Raw genomic sequence first — 22,046 nt, 5'->3', positions numbered from 1 at the left:
CCCGGATCGTCGCCGCGCTCACCCGGATGGTCCGCGACGTCGGCCTGGCCGAGGAGCTGGCGCAGGACGCACTCGTCTCCGCCCTCGAACAGTGGCCCGGGACGGGAGTGCCGGCCAACCCCGGCGCCTGGCTGATGGCCGTCGCCAAGCGCCGCGCCGTGGACCACATCCGGCGCTCCCGACTCGGCACCCGCAAGCAGGAGCAGCTCGCCCACGAGCTGGAGCACCGGCGGGACGCCGAGCCGGGCCCGGAGCAGGGCGCGGAACAGGGCCCGGAGGAGGACGACGTCCTGCGGCTGATGTTCATCTCCTGCCACCCCGTCCTGCCGCCCGAGGGCCGGATCGCCCTCACCCTGCGCCTGCTCGGCGGCCTGACGCCCCGGGAGATCGCCCGGGCGTTCCTCGTCAACGAACCGACCGTCGCCCGGCGCATCGCCGCGGCGAAGCGGACCCTGGCCGAGGAGCGGGTGCCCTTCACCCTGCCGCGGGGCGAGGAACTGGCCGGCCGGCTGTCCTCGGTGCTCGAAGTGATCTACCTGATCTTCAACGAGGGGTACTCGGCCACCTCCGGGGACGACCTGATGCGGCCCGCGCTCTGCCACGAGGCGCTGCGGCTGGGCCGGCTGCTGGCCGAACTGGCGCCCGGCGAAGCCGAGGCGCACGGGCTGCTCGCCCTGATGGAGATCCAGGAGTCCCGGTCCGCCGCCCGCACCGGCCCCGCGGGCGAGCCCGTCCGGCTGGACGAGCAGAACCGGGGCCGGTGGGACCAGCTGCGGATCCGCCGCGGCTTCACCGCGATGCTGAACGCCCGTCAGCTCGGCGGCCCGCCCGGCCCGTACGTGCTGCAGGCGGCGATCGCCGTCTGCCACGCGCAGGCCCGCACCGCCGAGGACACCGACTGGGAGCAGATCGCGGCCCTGTACGAGGCGCTGGCCCGGCTGCTGCCCACCCCGATCGTCCAGCTCAACCGGGCGGTGGCGCTGGGCCGGGCGCGCGGGCCGCAGGCCGGGCTGGCGGTGGCCGACGCGCTGACCGCCGACCCCGCGCTGCGCGACTACCACCTGCTGCCCAGCGTGCGCGGGGACCTGCTGCTGCGACTCGGGCGGTCGGAGGAGGCGCGGCAGGAGTTCCGGCGCGCCGCCGCGCTGACCAGGAACGCGGCCGAACGCGCGTTCCTCCACCGGCGGGCCGACGCGATCGCGGTCGCCGACGCCCCGGGGCCCCTCCTCGCGGACGCGGCCCGGGAATTCCTCGCCCGCGGGGACCTGGACGCCACGACGGTCCGCTCCTACGGGCAGACCCTGCGGCGCCTGGGCCTGGCCGTCGGCGACCGGACGCCGCTGGCCGAACTGACCGCCGCCGACGTCGCCCGGGTGTTCACCGCGACCTGGGGCGGTGCGGCCGCCGCGACCTGGAACCGGCACCGGTCGGCCCTGCGCTCCTTCGCCGCCTGGGCCGGCACCGAGGACCTCGCGGCCGGGCTGGACCGCCGGTCCGGCGGCGGGCACCGGACGGAGCCGCTCGATCCGGCCCAGCTGGCGGCGATCTGGCGCAGCCCCGGCCCGGCGCCGCGCGAACTCACCCTGTGGCGGCTGCTGCACGAGTCCGCCGCCGGGGTGCGGACCGTCCTCGCGCTGAACGTCGAGGACCTCGACCTGGAGGACCGCCGGGCCCGCACCCGCCGCGGCTGGGTGAGCTGGCGCGCCGGGACGGCCCGGCTGCTCCCCGGCCTGCTGGCCGGCCGGACCGCCGGCCCGCTGTTCCTGGCCGACCGGCGCCCCGGCCCGGCCCGGATGCCGGCGGCGGCGGACCTCTGCCCGCACACCGGCCGCGGGCGCCTGTCGTACGAGCGGGCCGAGTACCTCTTCAAGCAGGCCACCAGGGAGCTGGACCCGCGCGGGGAGGGCTACACCCTCGGCCGGCTCGGGCCCCGCGCCTGACGCGTGGCGCCGGTCCGATCCGGAGCGCCTCGACCCTCGCCCCGGCGCGGACCCCGCCGCGGGCGGGCCGCACGGGTGGACGGTGTGGCCGAGGCACCCCGTCGGGCTACCCTGCGACATCCAAGGACCGACCGAAGGGTGCAGTTCGATGCCGGAACCAGGGGTCACACCGTCCGGCGGCAGCGGATCGGACCTGCACCTGGAGCTGCCCGCCACCGGCAGCCGCCGGGCGGCGCTCGCCGGGGCCCTGCGGGAGGCCGTACGCGAGGGCCGGCTCGCGCCGGGCACCCGGCTGCCGCCCTACCGCGCCCTCGCCGTCGACCTCGGGGTGGCCCGCAACACCGTCGCCGACGCGTACGCCGAACTGGTCGCGGAGGGCTGGTTCACCGCCCGGCAGGGATCCGGCACCAGGGTCGCCGAGCGGGCGGCGCCGGCCGGAGCGGTCCGCACCCCGGTCAGGGTCACCGGCCACCGGACGGCGCCCGTGCACGACCTGAGCCAGGGGCAGCCGGACGCCGCCTCCTTCCCCCGGGCCGCCTGGTCGGCCGCCGCCCGCCGGGCCCTCGCCGCCGCCCCCAACGAGGCCTTCGGGCCGGGGGACCCGCAGGGCCGGCCCGAACTGCGCGGCGCCCTCGCCGAGTACCTCGCCCGGGTGCGCGGAGTACGGACCGCACCCGAGCGGATCGTCGTCTGCTCCGGCTTCGCGCACGCGCTCCGGCTGCTCTTCGGCGGGCAGGTGCTGCGCGGTCCGCTCGCCGTGGAGCCCTACGGACTGCCCTTCCACCGGAGCCTGTTGAGCGACGCCGGCGTCCGTACGGTGCCGCTCGGCACGGACGACCGGGGCACCCGCACCCAGGAGCTGGCGGCGCTCACGGCGGCGCCCCGCGCGGTGCTGCTCACGCCCGCGCACCAGTTCCCGACCGGCGGGCCGCTGCACCCGGGCCGGCGGGCCGCCGCCGTCGACTGGGCCCGCGCCAACGGCGCCCTGGTGCTGGAGGACGACTACGACGGCGAGTTCCGCTACGACCGCGAGCCGGTCGGCGCCGTCCAGGGCCTGGACCCGGAGCACGTGGTGTACCTCGGCTCGGTCAGCAAGAGCCTGTCCCCGGCGGTGCGGCTCGGCTGGATGGTGCTGCCCGAGCACCTGGTCGCCCCGGTGCTCGCGGTGAAGGGGGAGCGGGAGGCCTGGGTGAGCGTCCTCGACCAGCTGACCCTCGCCGAGTTGATCGACTCGGGCCGGTACGACCGGCACGTGCGGCGGATGCGCCAGCGCTACCGCGACCGCCGGGCCCGCCTGGTGGCCACGCTCGCCGAGCAGGCCCCGCACATCGCCGTCACCGGCATCGCCGCCGGGCTGCACGCCGTCCTGCGGCTGCCGCCCGGCACCGAGGCCTCCACGGTCAAGGGCGCGACCTGGCAGGGCATCGCCCTGGACGGCCTGGCGGGGTTCCGGCACCCGGACGCCGTCGTACCGCCCGCCGACGGGCTGGTGGTCGGATACGCGACGCCCCCCGACAGCGCGTACGGCGCCGCGCTCGACGCCCTCTGCCGGATCCTGCCGCCCGCCCCGGAAAGCTGACCGGCGGGGCGGGCGGCGCGCCGACCCTCGCGGTCGTCACTCGCGGGCGCCGATCGCCGCCGCCGCGTCGGCGCGCAGGGCCAGTCGGGCCGGCAGCGCGGTGGCGGTGAAGGCGAGCGCCGCCGCCGCGCAGACCACCCCGAGGTAGGTCAGCGGCGGGGCGTACGGAGCGGACGCCCCGGTCATGCCCGTGCTGTACGCGGTGAGCGTCACGTACGCGACCGCCGTGCCGAGCGCCACGGCGAGCAGGACGACCGTCAGGGTCTCCCAGCGGAGCATCGCCCGGACCTGCCGCCCGGTGGTGCCGACCAGGCGGAGCAGTGCGAACTCGCGGCGCCGGGCGGCGGTGGCCATCACCAGGGTGTTCACGATCGCGATGCCGGTGAAGGCGATGATCAGGCCCATCGCGACGTAGTTGACCTGGGCCTGGGTGCCCGCCTGCGCACTGCGCGCGGCGTCCGCCCGGCTCCGGTCGAGCACCCGTACGGCCGGGAACGCGGCCGCGGCGGCGCGCAGTTCGTCGCCCGTCGCGGTGCCGGAGACCAGCACCGAGGAGGCCAGCGGGTTGTCCGCGTGCGCCGTCACCACACCCTGCGGAAGGATCAGGTCGCCGAACCCCAGGCCGTGCTCGTACACCGCGACGACCCGCAGCGGGACGGCGGCGCCGTCGCCCAGGGTGACCGGCAGCAGCGAGCCCACCGTGACCTTCGCGGTGTCGGCGGCGAGCCGGCTGACCGCGACGGTGTCCTCGGCCATCGCGTCGAGCGACCCGGCGGAGACCTTCGGATCCAGGGTGCGCGCCAGCCCCTGCGGGGTGACGCCCTGCGCGGGGAAGCGGTCCTGGCCGGTGTACACGGTGGTGCGGACGACCTCCGTCACCGCCTCGACCCCGGGCACCCGCCGCACCGCCTCCGCGGCGGCCCGCGGCACCCCCGGGCCGCCGGCCGCGAGCAGGTACGGCGCGGTGGTCCCCGCCCTGACCTGCTCCCGGGCCGCGTGGCTCGCCGTGGTCTGGGTGAACAGGATCGTCGAGGCCATCGCGACGGCGAGGCTGAGCGGGGTCACCACGGCGGCCAGGCGCTGGGCGTTCGCCCGGACGTTCTGTGCGGCGAGGAACCCGGCGGCCGGGGAGAGGAGTTGGACGACCCGGCCGAGCACCGCGGTAACGGCCCGGGTGAGCAGCGGGCCGAGCAGGGCGGTCGCGACGGCGGCCAGGATCACCGTCAGGAAGGTCACCGGCGTGGCGCCGGCGTCCGTGTGCAGCCGGGCCAGGACGAGCACCAGCACCGCGTACCCGACCGCGGCGAGCCCGCCCGCGACCAGCCGGGCCACCCCGAGGCGGCGCCCGGGCGCCGCGGCCTCGGCCAGCCCGGCCGTCGGATGCACCCGGGACGGGCGCCGCGCCGACACCCGGGCGGCCCCCCAGCCGGCGAGCACCGTCGCGAGGACCGCCGCACACGGCGGGAAGGGGCTCAGCAGCAGGTGCAGGGTGTCCGGCAGCGCGCCGATGGCCAGGAAGCGTCCGTGCATCCAGCCGGCCAGGGCCAGTCCGGCGAACGCGCCCGGCAGACCGGCGAGCAGGCCGACCACCACCGCCTCGCGGCCGACCGTCCGGCGCAGCTGACGGGGCGTCGCCCCGATCGCGCGCAGCAGCGCCAGCTCGCGGGCCCGCTGCTGGACGGAGAGCGAGAAGGTGCCGGTCACCACCAGGAGGGCGACCAGCAGCGAGGTGCCGCCCATCGCGGCGCCCATGCTGATCAGCTTCACCCGGGCCTTGCCCGCGTCCAGGAACTCGGCGGAGCCGAGCTCGTCACCCGTCCGCACCTTCGCGGTGCCGCCGGACAGGGCCGCGGCCACCCCGGCCCGGACCGCCTTCGGGTCGGCGCCCGGTGCGGTCAGCACCCCGACCGCGGACACCCGGCCCGGATGCCCGGCCAGCCGCCGGGCCTCGGCGGCGGTGAAGAACAGCGCCGACTGCCGGGCGAGCTCCCCGCCCTGCGGCGAGGCGAGGCCGACCACCCGGTACGCGGCCGGGTCGGCGGTGGACTGCACGGTGACGGCGGCGCCCACCTCCACCCCGGCGGCGCGGGCGGCCGCCGTGTCCAGCACCACCTCGTCGTCGGCGACGGGCGCCCGGCCTGCGCGCAGTCCGAACGGGGTGAGCGGGGCGGACTCCCAGGCGTGGCCCCAGGAGGAGCCGGATGCCGAACCGGGCGCCAGCAGCGCCGCGGGGAAGGTGAGTTCGGGGACGACGGCGCGCACGCCGGGCAGCGCGGCGAGCCGGTCGGCGGTGCCCGCGTCCAGCCAGGCCCGCTCGGTCAGCGGCTTGGACTTCTCCTTGGTCTTGCCGCCGGACCGCTTGGTCCAGTGCAGTTCCTGGTCCGCGGTGACCAGCAGCGGTGTGCCCGCGTACCGCTCGGTGGGGATCCTCCCGCGCAGTCCGGTGTCCAGCAGCGCACCGCAGGCGGTGACCAGCGCCGCGGCGCAGAACAGGGCGACGAAGGCGCCGGCGAATGCCCCCTTGCGGGCCCGCAGGGTGCTCAGGGCGAGGAGGAACATCAGGCCCACGCTCCCAGCCGGCTCATCCGGTCGGCCACCAGCTCGGCGGTCGGCGAGGCCAGGGCGTCGACGAGGTCGCCGTCGGCCAGGAACAGCACGGTGTCCGCGTAGGAGGCGGCGACCGGGTCGTGGGTGACCATGACCACGGTCTGCCCCAGCTCGTCGACGGTCTGCCGGAGCAGGCCGAGCACCTCCTTCGCCGTCACGGTGTCCAGGGCGCCGGTGGGCTCGTCCCCGAAGACCACCTCCGGCCGGGTGACCAGCGCCCGGGCGACGGCGACCCGCTGCTGCTGACCGCCGGACAGCTCGGACGGCCGGTGCCCGGTGCGCCCCGTCAGCCCCACCCGCTCGACGATCCGCTCCAGCCAGTCCCGGTCGGGGCGACGCCCGGCCAGCAGCAGCGGCAGCGTGATGTTCTGCAGGACCGTCAGGGACGGCATCAGGTTGAAGGCCTGGAAAACGAACCCGACCCGGTCCCGGCGCAGCCGGGTCAGGGAGGTCTCGTCCAGCCCGCCCAGTTCGCTGCCGCCGAGCGTCACGGTGCCGCCGCTCGGCCGGTCGAGGCCGGCCGCGCAGTGCAGGAAGGTGCTCTTCCCGGAGCCGGAGGGCCCCATCACCGCCGTGAAGCTCCCGCGCGGGATGTCGACGCTGACGCCGCGCAGGGCGTGGACGGTGCCGGCGCCGCGGCCGTACACCTTGGTCACCGCGGAGAGGCTGACGGCCGCCTCCGGGAGGGCGCCGGCGGCTTGGTCCGGCGTGGCGGCCGCACGGGCCGACGACGAGAAGATCTTGGGCATGACCCCAGCGTGCTCCAGCCCGAGACGCTGCTCTAGTGTCAGAAACGGCAACGGATGACAGCTTGTTGCCACTCGACCGGGGATCGGGGGGACGTTGTCGGGTCTGATCGCGTTGGGGGTGCCGGACGAGCACCTACGGCTCTACCGGTACTTCCTGCGGCATCCCGGGCACGGCGCGGAGACGGCCGGCACCGCCTTCGGCTGGGACCGCGACAGCGTCGAGGAGGCACTGGAGGGCCTGCAGGGCAAGGGCCTGATCCGACTGTCCGACCGGCACACCGTCCTGGTCTCGGACCCGTCGGTCGCCGTCGAGTGGCTGGTCGAACAGCAGCTCGGCGAGCTGCGGAACGCCACCGACCACGTGGTCGCGGCGCGCAAGCTGATCCCCACCCTGTCCGAGGAGCACAAGCACGGCCTGGAGGAGACCCCGGTCGGCGAGATCGAGCGGGTGGACGGCGTCGACGCCATCCGCGAGCGCCTCGCCGACCTCGCGTTCTTCACCTTCCGCGAGTTGATGGCACTGCTGCCCAACCGGTGGCAGCCGGAGAGCATCGAGCAGGCCCGCGAGTCCGACCTGCGGATGCTGCGACGCGGCATCCGCTGGCGCACGGTCGTCGGCCCGGAGGCGGCCGGCGACCCGGCCACCCTCGCCTACCTGCGCGAACTCGTCTCGCTCGGCGGCGACGTACGGTTCACCGAGCAGGCGATCCGGCGGATGGTGATCTGGGACCGCGGCGTCTCCATGGTGCCGGTCGACCCGGACGACCACCTGCAGGCGGTGCTGGTCGTACGCCAGCCCGGCCTGGTCGCCAACACGGTCGCCTGGTTCGAGCAGGTCTGGGACAGCGGACGCGAACTGCCCGTCCAGGAGGCCGGCGACGCACCCGCCGGCCCGCCGCTCTCCGAGGTCGAGCGCCGCGTCCTCGACGTGCTCACCCGCACCGACAAGGACGAGGCGGCGGCCCGCGAGATGGGCGTCTCGCTGCGCACCTTCCGCCGCTACATCGCCGACATCATGCTCCGGCTGGGCGCGGCCAACCGGTTCCAGGCCGGCCTGCTGGCGAAGGAACGCGGCTGGCTGTAGCAGGCCGCGGGCCGGGCCGCCGCCGCCCGGTCCTGAGCCCGCGCTCTCGATACCGCCGTCTTGATCCCGCGCTCTCGATACCGCCGTCTCGATCCCGCGCTCTCGATACCGCCGTCTCGATCCCGCGCTCTCGATACCGCCCTCTTGATCCCGCGCTCTCGATCCCGCGCTCTCGATCCCGCCGTCCTTATCCCGCCGTCTCGAACCTCCCGTCTTGAACCTCCCGCAGGGGGAGTTCCTACCGTGCGGAGGAGCGCGGCGGGCCGGCCCGGCCCGGCGCGCGGACCGGGACAGGCCCGCGAGGAGGAAGCAATGACGGCGTTCGTACTGGTGTCGGGCGGTTACACCGGAGGCTGGATCTGGCGGGACGTGGCCGCCCGGCTGCGCGAGGCGGGGGACGAGGTGCACCCGGCGACCCTCACCGGGCTGGGGGACCGCCGTCACCTGGCGGACCCGGCCACCGACCTGGAGACGCACATCGAGGACCTGGTGCAGCTGATCGACCACATCGACGAGCCCCGGGTGGTCCTGGTCGGCCACGACTACGGCATCCACCCGGTGCTGGGGGCCGCCGACCGGCGGCCCGAGCGGATCGCCCGGATCGTCCACCTCGACGCGGGAATGCCGCAGGACGGCGACCGGCCGCTCCAGTTGCTGTCCGACCCGGTGGTCCGCGAACGGCTGCTCGACCCGGAGCAGCAGTCCGGGAGCGACTGGCGGATCCCCGCCCCGGCGGCGGACGAGTGGCAGCGCGGCGGCAGCCTCGCGGGCGTCCCCGCCGAGGCGCTGGCCCGGCTGACCAGGCTGGCCGCACCGCAGCCGCGGGCCACCCTCACCCAGCCGCTCCGGCTCACGGGCGCGGCCTCCGCCGTGCCGACCACCGGCGTCCTCTGCACCGCCAACGGGACGAGCACCGCCCTGGTCGAGGCACTGGTGGGCCTCGGCGACCCCCGCCTGCAGGGGCTCCTCGACCCGCAGGTGAGCTTCTTCGACCTCGACACCGGCCACTGGCCGATGCTCTCCGCCCCGGACGAGCTGGCCGCCGTCCTGCGCGGCGCCGCGGCCGGAGAGGGCCGCCGGCTCGCCGCGAAGGCCGCCGAGACGCCCGTCCACCTGCGCCCCTTCCTCCTGGACGTACCGCAGCGCCGGCGCGAGCGGGTCGGACAGCTGGACCTCTACCTGCCCGACACCGACGGGCCGGCGCCGGCGGTGGTGTTCGTCCACGGCGGCCCCGTCCCCGCCGGCGTGCAGCCCACGCCGCGCGACTGGCCGACCTTCGTCGGCTACGCCGGGTACGTGGCGGGGCAGGGCGCGGTCGGCGTGACGGTGGACCACGGCCTGCACGAACTCGCCGACTACGGCCGCGCGGCCGACGACGTCGCCGCGGCGGTCGAGCTCGTCCGGGCCGACCCCAGGGTCGACCCCGAGCGGATCGCGATCTGGTACTTCTCCGGCGGCGGCCCGCTCTCGGCGGAGGTGCTCGCCGCGCCGCCGTCCTGGCTGCGCTGCGTGGCGGCGACCTACCCCGTGCTCGCGCCGCTGCCCAGCTGGGGACTCGCGAGCACCCGGTTCCACCCCGCGACCGCGGTGAAGAGCGCCGGCCGGCTGCCGATCGTGCTGACCCGGGTCGAGCTGGAGCTGCCCGAGATCGCGGTCACCGTCGAGGAGTTCCTGGCCGCCGCAGGGGACGCGGAGGCCGAGGTCGAGGTGATCGACGTGCCGCTCGGCCACCACGGATTCGAGACGATCGACCACACGGAGGAGGCCCGCGAGGCGGTCCGGCGGGCCGTGCGATCCGTCCTGGCGCGACTGCGGGGCTGACGCTCCGCGGCTGGCAGGGCAGGGCGGGAGGGCCTGCCCGCCCCGTGCCGCCGAGGTGGGCCGGAGGTCCCGACCACAGGGGAGTCGGGAGCTCCGGCCCACCTCGGGCGCCCGAGCCCGGGACGGGAATTGACCGGTAAAACCGCCCACTGATTGCACCGGTCCGACCGGTCACCTGCTGCCTAGAGTGGAGTCCATGACCGAGCAGACGAACTTCGCCCCGATCCTGACCCGCGCCGCCCTCGCCGAGACCACCAGCGACCCGAGCAGCGTGATGACCCTGCTGGCCGACTCGGACGCCACCGGCGGCCGGCTCACCTCCTACCGCTCCTCCTTCGCGAAGGGCGCGGTGGGCGCCCCGGCGCACTTCCACACCAAGGCCTCCGAGCTGTTCTTCGTCCTCGGCGGCTCCCTCCAGGTGCTGCTCGGCGAGGAGTTGACGGTGCTGGGCGAGGGCGACTTCCTGCTCGTGCCGCCCCACACCCCGCACGCCTTCGCGGCGGCGCCCGGCGCCGAGGCGGACGTGCTCTTCGTCTTCACCCCCGGCCTGGCCCGCTTCGACTACCTCCGGCTGCTCGGCCGGGTCATGCGCGGTGAGGCGAGCCCGCAGGAGATCAGCGACTCCTCCGAGCGGTTCGACAACCACTACGTCGACAGCCCGGTCTGGCGGCGCGCCCTCGCCGAGCGGGGGTGAACGACCCGTCCGGGGGCGGGAGTCGCCTCCGGACGACGGCAGGTCCGTCAGGAGGCGGGCAGGCGGGCAGGTGGGCAGGCGGGCAGGCGGGGTCGGATCGCCGAGCGGTGCGGCCGGGTGGTGCGGTCGGCGGCGCACGGGGGTAACTTGGCCGCTCATGACGGCCTTTCGTATCGGTGTGATGTACGACCGCTCCTGGGACCCGGCCGGCCTGCCCGCCTTCGCGCGCGAGGTCGAGGCGCTGGGCACGGACGACCTGTGGGTCGTCGAGGACCTGGGGTGGAACGGCGGGATCTCGGCGGCGGCGGTGGCCCTGGGGGCGACCGAGCGGCTGCGGGTCGGCATCGGGATCGCGCCCGCCCCCCTGCGCAGCCCCGCGCTGCTGGCGATGGAAGTGGCGACCCTGGCCCGGGTCTTCCCCGGCCGGCTGGTCGCCGGGATCGGCCACGGCGTACGGGAGTGGATGCGGCAGGTCGGTGTGGCCCCGCGGTCGCCGCTGGCACTGCTGGAGGAGACCCTGACCGCGGTGCGCGGCCTGCTGCGCGGCGAGCGCGTCACCGTGGACGGGCGTGAACTGCGGCTCGACGGAGTCGAGTTGGTTCACCCGCCGGCGAAGGACGCGGTGCCGCCGGTGATCGCGGGCGTCGTCTCGCCCAAATCCCTGGAGCTGGCCGGCCGCGCCGCGCAGGGCACGCTCGTGGCCGAGGGCCACGGCCCGGAGGACCTGCGCGCCGTCCGCTCCGCGGCCGAGCGCGGCGGCGCGGGCGCGGACCACACGATCACCGCGTTCACCTTCCTGGGCGTGGGGGAGGCGGCGGCCCCGGCCCTGCGCGAGGCCGTCGCCGGACACGCGCAGTGGCTGGGGCGCGAGGAGTCGGCGACGTTCGCGGCCGGGGGCACGGTGGCCGAGGCCGCGGCGGCGCTCCGCACGCTCGGGGACGCGGGCGCGCAGACGGTGGTGGTGCGGATCTGCGGCCCGCAGCCGCTCGCGCAGCTGCGCGAGGTGCTGGCGGCCCTCGGCCGCTGAGAGGTCGTGGGGCGGGTCGTGGGGCAGGCTGGGTGGCCGTCCGCCGTCAGCGGCGCAGGGTGCGGCCGAAGAGGTCCAGCAGTGCGGCCCAGTGACGTTCCGTCGCCGCGGCGTCGAAGTCGGAGGTGTCGGACTGCGTGTAGCCGTGGCCGGCTCCCCGGTAGACCTCGCAGCGGTGGGTGACGCGGGCCTCGGTGAGCGCCGCTTCCAGGCGTTCCTGTTGCTCGGGCGGCATCGACTGGTCCTGGTCGGCGTGGCCGAAGTACGCCTCCGCGGTCATCGTGGCGGCCGCCAGGTGCGGGCTGTCGGGCTGGTCGGTGGCGAGCCGGCCGCCGTGGAAGCCGCCGACGGCGGCCACGCGGTCCGGGTGGGCGCCCGCGGTGTGCAGGGCGAGCCGGGCGCCCATGCAGTAGCCGGTGACGCCGACCGGCCCGTCGGCGACCTGCGGCCGGTCGGCGAGCCAGCCGAGGTACGCGTGCGCGTCGGCCACCACCAGGTCGGGCGTCAGGCCCTGCATCAGCGGCATCAGCCGGGCGAACAGCGCACCGCGGTTGTCGTGGTCGATGTGCGGGGGGAGCTCGACCACCGGCGCGCGGCCCTGGCGGTAGAAGACGTTGGGCAGCAGGACGGCGTACCCCTCGGCGGCCAGCCGGTCGGCCATCGCGTTCAGCGCCGGCCGCGGCCCGAACGCGTCCTGGTAGAGCAGCACGCCGGGGTGCGGCCCGCCCCCCGCGGGGTGGACGAAGTACGCGTCCGCCGTACCGTCCAGGGTCGGAATCTCGACAGTGCTGCCGTGTACCGCCGTCATGCCCGGAACCGCCTTCGTGGGAGATGCCCTTGCGGACCCCACCCTCTCACCAGCCGGAGCACGGCGTTCGCCCGCCCTGCCGGCGCGACCTGCTGCCGCTGCCGCGCGGCCCGGCAGCGAGGGCTTAGGAGGGCGCCGGAACCGGGACTGCTACCGCGCCACCCGGAGGTCCGGGCGGGCCTCGGTTTCCTACCGGGCCCGTCTCCGGTGGATCCTGTCCGGCCTGCGGATCGTGCAGGTGGGCGACGAGGAGGCCCGAGCGGCGTCCGCGATGCTGGTCGCGGCCGGCCTTCACGGTCACATGTACGCGATCGACGCGGCAGTGGCCGAGATCGCACTGCGGCAGCAGCGGCCTGTCGTTCTGCTGACGTCGGAGATCGACGACATGACCAAACTCTGCGGTGATCGCGTACGGCTCGTGGCCGGCTGACTCGTGCCACGGTCCCTGGACGGGCCGGCGTCGAATGCGAACGAGAGCCCCGGAGCAGATGGTTCGGAATTCGCACCGAGCCGAGTCTGCCGCGATCGGGCGCTGTGCAGGCTCGGATCCTTAGTCGGTCGGCTACTTGCGTCCCGGCGTCCACTTCAAGCCGAGCCGATACGCCCGGGAGATCACGTCCTGGATGCCGGGGCCGTCCTGTGCGGTGAACCACCTCACCTCGCGCCCGATGACGAGTTCACCCTTCTGTCGCTTGATCAGAGCGATCGCACACGCCTGGGCCTGCGGCGGGCACTCGTCGAGACGTACGTCGAACCGGTCCCCCCGGTCGGAGGTGAGGGTCACCACCGCGTCGAGGCCGCGGAAATCCCCCGAGCCCTCATAGATGTAGACGAAGAGCAGCAGTTTTGAGAACTCGGCCTGGTGATCCAGATTGATGACGAGGTTCTCGCCCGCGGCCCGTGCACCGGTCCGGTCGTCCGCGTCCAGCGCGACGTACGGGAACTGCTCCACCGCGCCGAACGAGTTGCCCAGCGCCTGGACAACGGTCTTGCTGCCGTCACTGAACCTGATCATGCACCCGAGGTCGAGGTCCACGTCATTGACCACCGGGGCCCGCAGCGAGGCCCGCATCCTCTGGAACAAGCCTCGTGCCTCCCCAGCCTCCCGCGGTGCGGCGGCCGGTGCTGAGGTCCAGTTCAGGTTGACCCGGATGAGACCGGACGTCACGCCGTGCTTGCCCAAGGAGACGGTCGGGGACGATTTCGTCAGGACTACTGCGCTGGAGGCCATATGGGCGGCACGCTTCCGAGAGAACGGATCGGGACGGGGTGGGCGTATGGGACATCGAAGCCCCGGTCCGTGCCAGCGGGATGGACCTTCGCTGATTCGTGACCGCTCCGACATCGGATCGCTCTCCACGGAAGCGGGCGATGTGCGGAACTGCATGCATGAGGAGCCGGCGCAGCGATCTCGCCGCAGAGGGTCTTGGCCGAGGCGAATCGTGGCAGACAACGACGAAGGCCCGGACCGCAGGTGCGGTCCGGGCCTTCTGCCGGCGGAGGATACGAGATTCGAACTCGTGAGGGGTTGCCCCCAACACGCTTTCCAATTCTCCTCAGCTCTGTCCGTCCGGGTTTACAGCCGTCCTGACCTGCGGCGTAGTGCACGGCTGGGTGGTGGGTGAACGTGGTTGGACGGAGGTGAATGAGACCAAGACCGAGACCAGGTCCTCCCTGCGGCGATCGTCCTTGCCTACCCTCGCGGGCTGGTGTCGGGTGGAACCGCGTCGCTGCGGCTCGGGGAGTGGTGGGTGGCCAGGTCGATCAGGTGGTGTGCGACGGTGGCCGGGATCGCGGGGTTGGCGGCGGCGTCCTGGGCCGAGCCCCGGTCGCGGAGCAGGGTGGTCAGTGTCGGGACCGGCAGTTGCGGGTTGCGGATCACGGCTGCGCGGAGCTGGTAGGTGGTGGGTACGGGTAGGTCGCGGGTTTCCTGGGTGGCCCGAAAGTCCGCCTCGGTGGTGGCGAGCAGGCGCATCGCGGTGGCGGGGGACAGGCGCGGGTCGGCCGCGGCGGGGGCGTGCACCATCGGGTCCGGGTCGGTGGCGAGGTGTTCGACGGTCTCGGGGGTGCAGTCGGCGGCGTACAGGGCGAGTCGGCGCTGTTTCGGGTCGGGGTGGTCGGCGAGGCCGTTCAGCGCCTCGCGGGGGAAGTCGGGGCGGTGCAGCACGGGCCAGGGCTCGGTCCAATTCAGGGCGGCCTCCAGCAGCAGGTCGGCGGGCGGTGCCTCGTTGTGGTGGACGACGGCGTACCGCACCGAGGGCGCGGGGTCGCGGGCGAGCAGCTCCAGGACGTCGGGCGGCAATGTCCGGGCCGCGGCGACGGCCTCCCGGACGTCCGTGCTCGCGGAGGCGGCGAGCCGGCGTATTGCCACCGGATCGCCGTGTTGGTCCTCGACCCAGTGCATCTGCCAGCGTGGCAGGCGGGCGGGTAGGCCGGGCTGGATCTCGGCGCGCAACTCCGCAGGGGTGTCGGGGCGGACCGAGACCCGGGACCGGACGATCGCCTCGGGGTCGCGGGCCAGTACGGCGAGTGTGTCCGGGGTCAGCCGCTCGTTCTCGGCGAGGTAGCGGCGGACCGCCTTGTCGGGGTGGTCGAGCAGGTGTCGCAGGCAGTCCTCGTCGAAGTGCTGGAGGCTCGCCACGTCCCGCTGCGCCTCCTCGTCCAGGGCATCGAACTCCGCGCGGGACATCGGGAGTTCGTGCCCGGCGCGGAGCCCGGCGGCAGCCCGTACCCCCGGGTCGGGATCGGCCACCAGGACGGCACGCGAGTGCGCGTCCAGCCGCTCCCAGCCGCGTTCGCACAGCAGCGCGCGCACCTCGGGGTCGGGGTCGGCGGCCAGGGCCGCGGCCACCGGCTCGGGCAGGCCGCGGAAGTACAGGGCCCGCAGTCGCACCTTCGGGTCCGGGTCGGTGGCCCAGCCCGCGAAATCCTCCGCGGTGGGGCGCGGTGCGTGCCAGGAGGCCCGGTACAGCAGGATGTTCCGGCGCCGGCCGGCGGGCTCGTCGCCGATCAGCCGCACCCACTGCGCGACGCTCATCCCTCGCTGGTGCTCCGCCCATGCCCGGCGGATGCTCCAGTCGGACCGGGCGACGGCGGCGTCGACGACCTCCGGCGGGTGCGTCCGGTCGGAGTACCCCACCAGGGTCGGTTCGACGGCGGCCAGCCGCACCCGGACGTCCAGCGCGGGATGCCAGCAGAGCCCGGAGATCCACGCCCACGCCATCCCGGGTCGGGCGGCCACCTCCTCGATGCCCTCGAACAGCCCGTCCCACTCCCCGGCCCCCGACACCCCGGACCCCTTCCTCTCCGACTGCGAAAAGTGACACCCTACTCGCTCGCTGCGCAGCCAGGGACAGCCAACTAGCCCCATTCGAGCAGCCGTTGTGCACAGGCTCCCGCCCCGAACCACGGCCGCGCGGACTCTGGAGAGTGATGAGAGGTTCTGGCCCAGCCTCTTCCGGTGGGCGCGCAAGGAGTAGGTGGTGCTGTGCCATTCCGCTGTGCCATTCTCGGGTGCTGCTGCCCAGCCGCCAGAAGTGGCGATGTCCAAGCCTCACCGCTTAACGCTTCCCTGTTGGCCCTTGGTGGAGGCGTGTTGGCGCACGTGGGCCCATGCCCCCGCTGGGTCACTGCCGCCGCTGCTTGTGAGTCGATCCCGGCCGGTACGAGCGTGGGGCCGGTGAGCTGTGGCTCGGTCCTGCCGTGCCTGGCTTCGCTCAAGGTCGTGGGGCACGGCAACTGCGACCACGAGACGACGTTGGCCCGGACCGCTGAGCGGTCCGGGCCAACGTCTGCCCTGGCGGGCGGGTGCGGAGGATACGAGATTCGAACTCGTGAGGGGTTGCCCCCACCACGCTTTCCAACTGTTCGCCCGGCTGTCCGGGAGCGCCCGCGTGTGTCCTGACCTGCGTCGCGGCGAATCGATCGTCGCGCCTCGGACGCTGACGGACGAGGGTGAATGCAACCAGAACTGCAACCAGGGCAGGAGGGGGTGAGATCGGCGAGCTCCCCCCGGGGGGCGTAGCGGGCAGTGGGCCAGGGTCAGTCCGTCTGTTCGGGCCGGGCGTCCTGCGCCTGCGCCCACGCGATCGCCCACTCGTCTAGCGGACGAAGGGCGTGGCCGAGGGAAGCTCCCAGTGGGGTGAGCTCGTAACCGTCGGCCGCGGGGGCGATGATCCCGTTCGACGTGAGTTCGCGGAGTCGCTGGTAGAGGACGCTGGACGACAGGCCTTCGCATCGGGCGAGGAGCGTGCGGGCGCCGAGCGGGCCCGCACGCAGCTCCCAGAGGATTCGCAGCGCCCAGCGGCGGCCGAACAGGTCCATGGCGGCCATGACCGGGCGGCCGGTTGTCGAGCCGCGAACCGGCGTTCCGGGATGCGGTGTCGGCATGACCCTCCTTGTGTTTCGTTATCCGAAACACTAGCATCCGTCTCATGTGTTTCTGAATCAGAAACACATGAGACGGGAGGGACGATGTCGCGGATAGCGCCGCTGGAGCCGCCGTACACCGACCAGGTCGGCGCACAGCTCGCGAGCATGATGCCTGCGGGAGTTCCGCCGATCGGGCTGTTCCGGATGTTTGCCAGGAACCTGCCGATGAGCACCGCCATGCACGGGTGGGGCCGGTACGAGCTGGGTAGGCAGCTGGCCCTGACCATGCGGGAGCGCGAGATCGTCATCGACCGAACGTGCGCGCGGTGCGGCTGCGAGTACGAGTGGGGCGTGCACGTCATGGTCTACGCCGAGCGAGTCGGCCTCACCCGCGAGCAGACGGCGTCGCTGGTCCACGGCGGGCCCGCCGACGAGTGCTGGATGTTCGAGCGGGAGCGGCTGCTCATCCTCGCCGTCGACGCGCTGCACGAGGACTCCGACATCGACGACGCGCTGTGGGCACGGCTTGCGTCGGCCTTCGACGACGTCCAGTTGCTCGACCTGCTCCTGCTGTGCGGTTGGTACCACGCGGTCAGTTTCGCCGCGCGAGCCGCGCGTGTGCCGTACGAGCCCGACGCACCTCGCTTCGCCGACGTGCTCCCCGACATCCTCCCCGGCGTCTGATGAGTCGCCCCTCCGGGCATCCGACAGGCCGCCGCGATCTGCCCGTTACGCTGGTGCAAGCGTGCCTGCGCGGGGGCGGTGGCGGCAGCCCGACCGCGGTCCTGGACGAGGCATCCGTAACCGGCAGCCCCCTGACCGACGACGAGCGCCGCGGCGTGCCCGTTCGGGTAGGCACGTCCCACGCGGTCTTCCTCTCGGATGACCGCGATCGGGCGGACAGCGGCGGGCGCGACCGGCCCGAGATCTCGGCACGCTTCTTCACTGCGAAGGGGGAGCTGCCCGCGTGCGGCCATGGCACCGTAGCCGCCCTGGCCTTCCTTGCCGAGCGCGCAGACGGCAGGGAGTACCGAGCCACCCTTCGCGTGTCAGGGCGCCGCACTGCCGGCCGCGCAGTCCGCGAGGCGTCGTCCGTCGAAGTGGCCTTCGAGGTGGGGCCGGTCGCTCTACGTGAGCCCACCGCAGGCGAACTCGCTCTGATACTCCCCGCTTTGAGGATCCCCACGGCCGCGCTTGCCCCAGGAGTCTGCATCGCCACACTGGGACGCCCACGGCTGATCATCCCCGTGACCACCCGGTCCGCTCTCGCCGTGCTGGACCCGGCCCCGGAGCGGCTCAGCGCCGCCTGTGACCGCCTGGGTCTCCTTGGCTGTTTCGTCCACTCCCCGATGGCGGCCACAGGCCGTGTCGCGGCCCGCATGTTCGCCCCGTCGATCGGCGTACCGGAAGACATCGCAAACGCGAACAGTTCCGCCTGCCTGGCTGCCCATCTTGTCGCCCGTCAGGGCGTGACCGGGATCGCCGTCGACATGGGCGATGCCATCAGCAGTCCCTCCACCGTCACCGCCAGGCCACGCCATACCTCGTCGGGCCCGCTGATCGAGGTCATCAGCGCCGCAAAGACCAGGCATGTGCTCCGCCTGCCAGGGTAGTTGCCGTCACCGGCACAGGAAGCCAGCGAACGACGACGGCCCCGACCGCTGAGCGGTCGGGGTCATCGGTACAGCTGGCGGAGGATACGAGATTCGAACTCGCGAGGGGCTGTCCCCAACATGCCTTACAAATCTCCCGAACCCCGTCCGCCGGGGTTCGTACCCGTTCTGACCTGCAGCGGGGCGGGTGGCCCGTCGGCGACCGAACTTGGTTGGATGGGGTGAACGAGACCTGAACCGAGACCACGGTGCCAGCGCTCGGGCGGCCGATTCCGGGCCTGTCACCACTGGCCTACCGTCACGCCACGACGCACCGGAGCTGATGGCGGCCGGTGACCACGGGCCGAGCACCGGACAGCCGTGTCGGACCGGCCCGGTGCTCTCGGCGGATCAGAGGGTGGCGGCGCGCAGTGCGATCAGGGCGACGGAGGCCATGGTCAGGAGCACCGCCGGAGGCGCGCCCTTGCGGTCGCCGACTCGCAGGTGGGAGGCGACCGCCCCGGCGAAGTAGAGCGTCAGGCCAATCGCGGCGGCGATTCCGACGGGTCCCCACCAGAGTCCGGCGAGCACACCGGCCGCGCCCGCGACCTGAGCGCCGATCAGGAAGGCCATCATGCTTTGCGGCACTTCGAGGGTGGACATCTGCTCGGTGATGTGCCGCGTCCGCAGGGACTTGGCCCCGGCCGATACCAGGAGAACGGCCGACATGAACGCAGTGACGACGGCAAGGGAGACGAACACGGCTGAAACCTCAATCGTGCGAGAGGCGAGCAAGGGACGTGCGCACCTCGACGACGATAGGCGGCCGATAGGTACCTACAGGTAACCTTCGGGCATGAGCCAGCGACCCGGAATCGCCTTCCTCGCCGACTGCCCCGCTCTCCTGGCCATGGAGATCATCGCCAGCAAGTGGTCCATGGTCACGCTCTTCGCGCTGACCGACGGCCCGTTGCGCCACGGCGAGCTGGTCGAGCTGAGCGGCGGCATCTCACGCAAGGTACTGACTCAGACGCTGCGCCGGCTCCAGGCCAACGGGCTCGTCGAGCGGCACGCGTATGCCGAGGCGCCGCCGCGGGTGGAATACAGCCTGACCGATCTAGGACGAACCCTGGAGGAGCCCATCAGGTTGCTCACCGCCTGGGCGCGGGAGAACGGCGAGGCGGTCGTCACCTTCCGGGAAGCAGCCAACGCGGCCAGAACCCCCGAGGCGGGCCAGGCGACCCTGGCGAAGAGCACTCCTGCTGATGAGAACCTGAACCGTTTCTGATCGACATGTGCCGAAGGGGCTTGCGGCGAGCTCCTTCGGTCCGGCCGGGTCGGTTCCTGTCACGACAACGCCGCGGCGGAAGCCATTTCGTCCGGGCCGGGCCTACCGGTCCGTCCCAGCAGACGGCGATGGCCCGGACCGCTGAGCGGTCCGGGCCATCTGCCGGCGGAGGATACGAGATTCGAACTCGTGAGGGGTTGCCCCCAACACGCTTTCCAATTCTCCTCAGCGCTGTTTGGGCGGGTGTGTCACTGTCCTGACCTGCGGCGAAGCGAGTCCGGGGCCATCGGCTGAACCCCAGCGGATGGCCGTGAATGAGACCAGAACTGAGACTACGATCCGTGCCCTGGGCCCTGATCATCGCACCTGACGTGGGTGGCGATTCGCGTTCTTGGGCCCCACAGGCCGCTGGCCACATGCATCGAGGGGACTGCGCGGTCGCGAGAGCGGCATGGCACAGTCTGATCTAGGCAACAGACAGGCGTCGGTAAAGAAAAAAGGAGCAGTGGCCAGGATGTGGCGAGTGCTCCTTTAAGTCTGCTTAGACGGTAGCACACCAGCATGGACCGCGCAGGAAGGCGATGCGTGGCCTCGTTAGAGTGCTGCGGTGAGCTCTCCAGCGGTGGACATGGTTGCCCAGCACGTCCTGGCACGTATGGTCGACTACTTTCAGGACGCGGGAACGCCGTGGCCGCGGCGCCTGTGGGATGTTGGCTCCGTCCTTGCGCTTGAGGAGCTGTGGGAAGCCTGCCGCTGGCAGGCCCGCAACGTGCTGTCGTCCACGGCCTGTGACTGGCAGCGCAATGAGCTGAGCGCGTTGATCGGCCCGGACCGCGGGCTCGGCGAGAAGGACCTGCGCAAGGAGATCACCGAACTGCTAAAGCGCTCGCTGGTGGATCCAAGCCCCGAGCACCGCCGTCTGAGGGTGATCATCGAATACGCCCGGGAGGGCTACCTGGAGCGGTTGGCCGACGCCGTCAAGGCCGGCTCGGTCAAGCCGGAGCGGCTATCCCGCACCGTGGCTGCGCACCTGCTGGACCTCGGATATAGCAGCAGCTATCTACTGGCCTGGGCTCGTCAGACCGCCCGGTCCGCTCCGACGACGGTGGACGTCGTTCTCGCGGCCGCCGAGCTGGCGGCTCAGGGCAGGCGAGACTTCGAGGTGCTGATCGCTTTGGACAAGGTGCCCCGCCGCGACCTGGCTGAGCCGCTGCCGAACTGGCGCAACAAGGGCGCGGTAGTTGCGTGGCTTAGGGAGAACGGACACGACACGACTGGTTTCCGGGCCGGCGGCGGGTTCGTCTACACGGTTCGCGCCTGGGACGCCTATGGCGCGGCTGGCCAGGCTCGCCAGTTGCTGGAGCGGATGACCGCACGGGCTGAGTTCCTGCGCAAGGACCGCGGAGGGGTCGCGTCCCTGCAGTCCATCTGGGTCGCAGGCCACCGCACCCCGGTGCCGCTCAGTCCTCCTGCCCGCGGGGCGGACGTTCTGTCTCTTGTCCACGAAGGCCACCTCTACAAGGTGGAAGGCCACCGGACCCGCATCGACGACGCCCTGGAGCTGGCGGCTGCGGTCAATCGTGGTGCGCTAACCCCGGCCGTCGCCGGCGGCTGGGCCGCCGTCGAGTCGTTGTTGTCACATCCGGATGACCCGAAAGGCGAGGAACGCTCCGGAAAGGCGGTCGCAGCCGACCGGCTGGCCGCTATCCTCGCCTGCTCCTGGCCCCGCGCCGAGCTCACCACCCTTGCCCACCGGCACGCCCCCGTCCAACCCGACGCCCTCTCCACAGCGGTTGCTGCGGCCGACACCAACCTGCGCTGCTGCCAGCTCATCGTGGAGGCGCTCGAGACCGGTGGCGCCGGTGCTCTCGCGCTGACTAAGAACACCAAACTCTCCGACAGTGCTGCCGCCGACCGCATGGCCGCCTTGATCGTCGACCCCACTCAGCAACTGCAGCAAGTCAACAAGGCTTTCCGGATTGCGTTGCGGAGGCTGTACCGGACGCGAAACATCATTCTGCATGGCGGCTCCATCGATGGAGTCGCACTGGAGGCGTCGCTGCGTACCGCCGCGCCCTTGATCGGTGCGGGACTGGACCGTGTCGTTCACGCCTACTACACCGAGGGGCTTGAACCCCTTGACCTGGCTGCCCGCGCTGAGGTTGCCCTCCGGCTCGTCAACGGCGAGACCGGCCTGAGTCTGGTTGAGCTACTGGAGCCTCGCCGCCATTGACGGGCAGGTCCGTTTGCTGCCCGCTTGGTGTTCCCAGTCAAAAGGAGATCCAGGACCGTCAGCGGGCCCTCGCGCGGGGCCTCTGGACGGAGAAGGACTACGTCTCCACCTCGGCGACCGGCGCGCCGGTCAACCCGGCACCGACTATCACCACTGGAAGCGGCTCCTATGGGAGGCCGGTATCCGTGATGGCCGCCTCCATGGCGCTCGCCACACCGCCTCGACCGTTCTTCTCTTGCTCGGCGTGGCGGAG

General features: G+C 73.1%; 17 protein-coding genes and 3 pseudogenes. 13 read left to right on the top strand and 7 right to left on the bottom strand.

Annotated elements, in window-relative coordinates:
- Window positions 1–26 precede the first annotated feature (26 nt).
- The 3 genes and pseudogenes from ACFTWP_RS05765 to ACFTWP_RS05755 all read left to right on the top strand — a co-directional run.
- Window positions 27–1,196 (top strand): annotated as a pseudogene (locus ACFTWP_RS05765) (RNA polymerase sigma factor); the annotation flags it as partial.
- On the top strand, window positions 1,197–1,940 hold the full coding sequence (locus tag ACFTWP_RS05760; protein ID WP_380263093.1) for a site-specific integrase: 744 nt from the start codon (window positions 1,197–1,199) through the stop codon (window positions 1,938–1,940).
- Window positions 1,941–2,088: 148 nt separating this feature from the next.
- A complete protein-coding gene (locus tag ACFTWP_RS05755) occupies window positions 2,089–3,519 on the top strand; it encodes a PLP-dependent aminotransferase family protein (protein ID WP_380262993.1) in 1,431 nt (476 codons plus the stop codon).
- Between the two features lie 36 nt (window positions 3,520–3,555).
- On the opposite strand, the gene ACFTWP_RS05750 is transcribed toward ACFTWP_RS05755, so the two are convergent.
- Window positions 3,556–6,078 (bottom strand): FtsX-like permease family protein, encoded by a 2,523-nt coding sequence (locus ACFTWP_RS05750; RefSeq protein WP_380262992.1) that lies wholly within the window; start codon window positions 6,076–6,078, stop codon window positions 3,556–3,558.
- Window positions 6,078–6,875, bottom strand: coding sequence for an ABC transporter ATP-binding protein (locus tag ACFTWP_RS05745; protein WP_380262991.1), 798 nt, complete (start codon window positions 6,873–6,875; stop codon window positions 6,078–6,080). The genes ACFTWP_RS05750 and ACFTWP_RS05745 overlap by 1 nt, the downstream gene beginning before the upstream one ends.
- A gap of 94 nt (window positions 6,876–6,969) precedes the next feature.
- On the opposite strand from ACFTWP_RS05745, the gene ACFTWP_RS05740 reads away from it, so the two are divergent.
- The 4 genes from ACFTWP_RS05740 (at window position 6,970) to ACFTWP_RS05725 (ending at window position 11,501) form a co-directional block, all read left to right on the top strand.
- A complete protein-coding gene (locus ACFTWP_RS05740; RefSeq protein ID WP_380262990.1) occupies window positions 6,970–7,959 on the top strand; it encodes a helix-turn-helix transcriptional regulator in 990 nt (329 codons plus the stop codon).
- 312 nt (window positions 7,960–8,271) lie between these two features.
- Window positions 8,272–9,780, top strand: a complete 1,509-nt coding sequence (locus ACFTWP_RS05735) for an alpha/beta fold hydrolase (protein WP_380262989.1) — start codon at window positions 8,272–8,274, stop codon at window positions 9,778–9,780.
- 196 nt (window positions 9,781–9,976) lie between these two features.
- Entirely contained in the window at window positions 9,977–10,474 is a 498-nt protein-coding gene (locus ACFTWP_RS05730; protein WP_380262988.1) for a cupin domain-containing protein, read from the top strand.
- 157 nt (window positions 10,475–10,631) lie between these two features.
- A complete protein-coding gene (locus ACFTWP_RS05725; protein ID WP_380262987.1) occupies window positions 10,632–11,501 on the top strand; it encodes an LLM class flavin-dependent oxidoreductase in 870 nt (289 codons plus the stop codon).
- 46 nt (window positions 11,502–11,547) lie between these two features.
- Here ACFTWP_RS05725 and ACFTWP_RS05720 read toward each other — a convergent pair whose 3' ends face one another.
- Entirely contained in the window at window positions 11,548–12,309 is a 762-nt protein-coding gene (locus ACFTWP_RS05720) for a dienelactone hydrolase family protein (protein WP_380262986.1), read from the bottom strand.
- A 193-nt stretch (window positions 12,310–12,502) separates the two neighbouring features.
- Between ACFTWP_RS05720 and ACFTWP_RS05715 the strand changes: the two are divergent.
- Window positions 12,503–12,739: pseudogene (locus ACFTWP_RS05715) on the top strand (DNA-binding protein); the annotation flags it as partial.
- 132 nt (window positions 12,740–12,871) lie between these two features.
- On the opposite strand, the gene ACFTWP_RS05710 reads toward ACFTWP_RS05715, so the two are convergent.
- The 3 genes from ACFTWP_RS05710 to ACFTWP_RS05700 all read right to left on the bottom strand — a co-directional run bounded on the left by ACFTWP_RS05710 (window position 12,872) and on the right by ACFTWP_RS05700 (window position 16,641).
- A complete protein-coding gene (locus tag ACFTWP_RS05710; protein ID WP_380262985.1) occupies window positions 12,872–13,492 on the bottom strand; it encodes a hypothetical protein in 621 nt (206 codons plus the stop codon).
- A 510-nt stretch (window positions 13,493–14,002) separates the two neighbouring features.
- Entirely contained in the window at window positions 14,003–15,598 is a 1,596-nt protein-coding gene (locus tag ACFTWP_RS05705; protein WP_380262984.1) for a hypothetical protein, read from the bottom strand.
- 752 nt (window positions 15,599–16,350) lie between these two features.
- Complete coding sequence (locus ACFTWP_RS05700) at window positions 16,351–16,641, bottom strand: winged helix-turn-helix transcriptional regulator (protein WP_380263092.1); 291 nt, start codon at window positions 16,639–16,641, stop codon at window positions 16,351–16,353.
- Window positions 16,642–16,782: 141 nt separating this feature from the next.
- Here ACFTWP_RS05700 and ACFTWP_RS05695 point away from each other — a divergent pair, with 141 nt between their 5' ends.
- Together ACFTWP_RS05695 and ACFTWP_RS05690 are read left to right on the top strand one after the other, a co-directional pair.
- Complete coding sequence (locus ACFTWP_RS05695; protein ID WP_380262983.1) at window positions 16,783–17,364, top strand: carboxymuconolactone decarboxylase family protein; 582 nt, start codon at window positions 16,783–16,785, stop codon at window positions 17,362–17,364.
- Window positions 17,364–18,293, top strand: a complete 930-nt coding sequence (locus ACFTWP_RS05690; protein WP_380262982.1) for a PhzF family phenazine biosynthesis protein — start codon at window positions 17,364–17,366, stop codon at window positions 18,291–18,293. The genes ACFTWP_RS05695 and ACFTWP_RS05690 overlap by 1 nt, the downstream gene beginning before the upstream one ends.
- 390 nt (window positions 18,294–18,683) lie before the next feature.
- Here the strand turns inward: ACFTWP_RS05690 and ACFTWP_RS05685 are convergent, their stop codons facing one another.
- Window positions 18,684–19,034, bottom strand: a complete 351-nt coding sequence (locus ACFTWP_RS05685; RefSeq protein WP_380262981.1) for a DoxX family protein — start codon at window positions 19,032–19,034, stop codon at window positions 18,684–18,686.
- 94 nt (window positions 19,035–19,128) lie between these two features.
- On the opposite strand from ACFTWP_RS05685, the gene ACFTWP_RS05680 reads away from it, so the two are divergent.
- From ACFTWP_RS05680 to ACFTWP_RS05670, 3 genes and pseudogenes are all read left to right on the top strand, one after another.
- Window positions 19,129–19,560, top strand: coding sequence for a winged helix-turn-helix transcriptional regulator (locus tag ACFTWP_RS05680; RefSeq protein ID WP_380262980.1), 432 nt, complete (start codon window positions 19,129–19,131; stop codon window positions 19,558–19,560).
- A gap of 607 nt (window positions 19,561–20,167) precedes the next feature.
- On the top strand, window positions 20,168–21,793 hold the full coding sequence (locus tag ACFTWP_RS05675) for an integrase (protein WP_380262979.1): 1,626 nt from the start codon (window positions 20,168–20,170) through the stop codon (window positions 21,791–21,793).
- Between the two features lie 38 nt (window positions 21,794–21,831).
- Window positions 21,832–22,046, top strand: a pseudogene (locus ACFTWP_RS05670) (site-specific integrase); the annotation flags it as partial.

The organism is Kitasatospora sp. NPDC057015 (genome assembly GCF_042673745.1).
Taxonomy (GTDB): Bacteria; Actinomycetota; Actinomycetes; order Streptomycetales; family Streptomycetaceae; genus Kitasatospora.
This window is presented reverse-complemented; position numbering and strand designations above follow the sequence as displayed.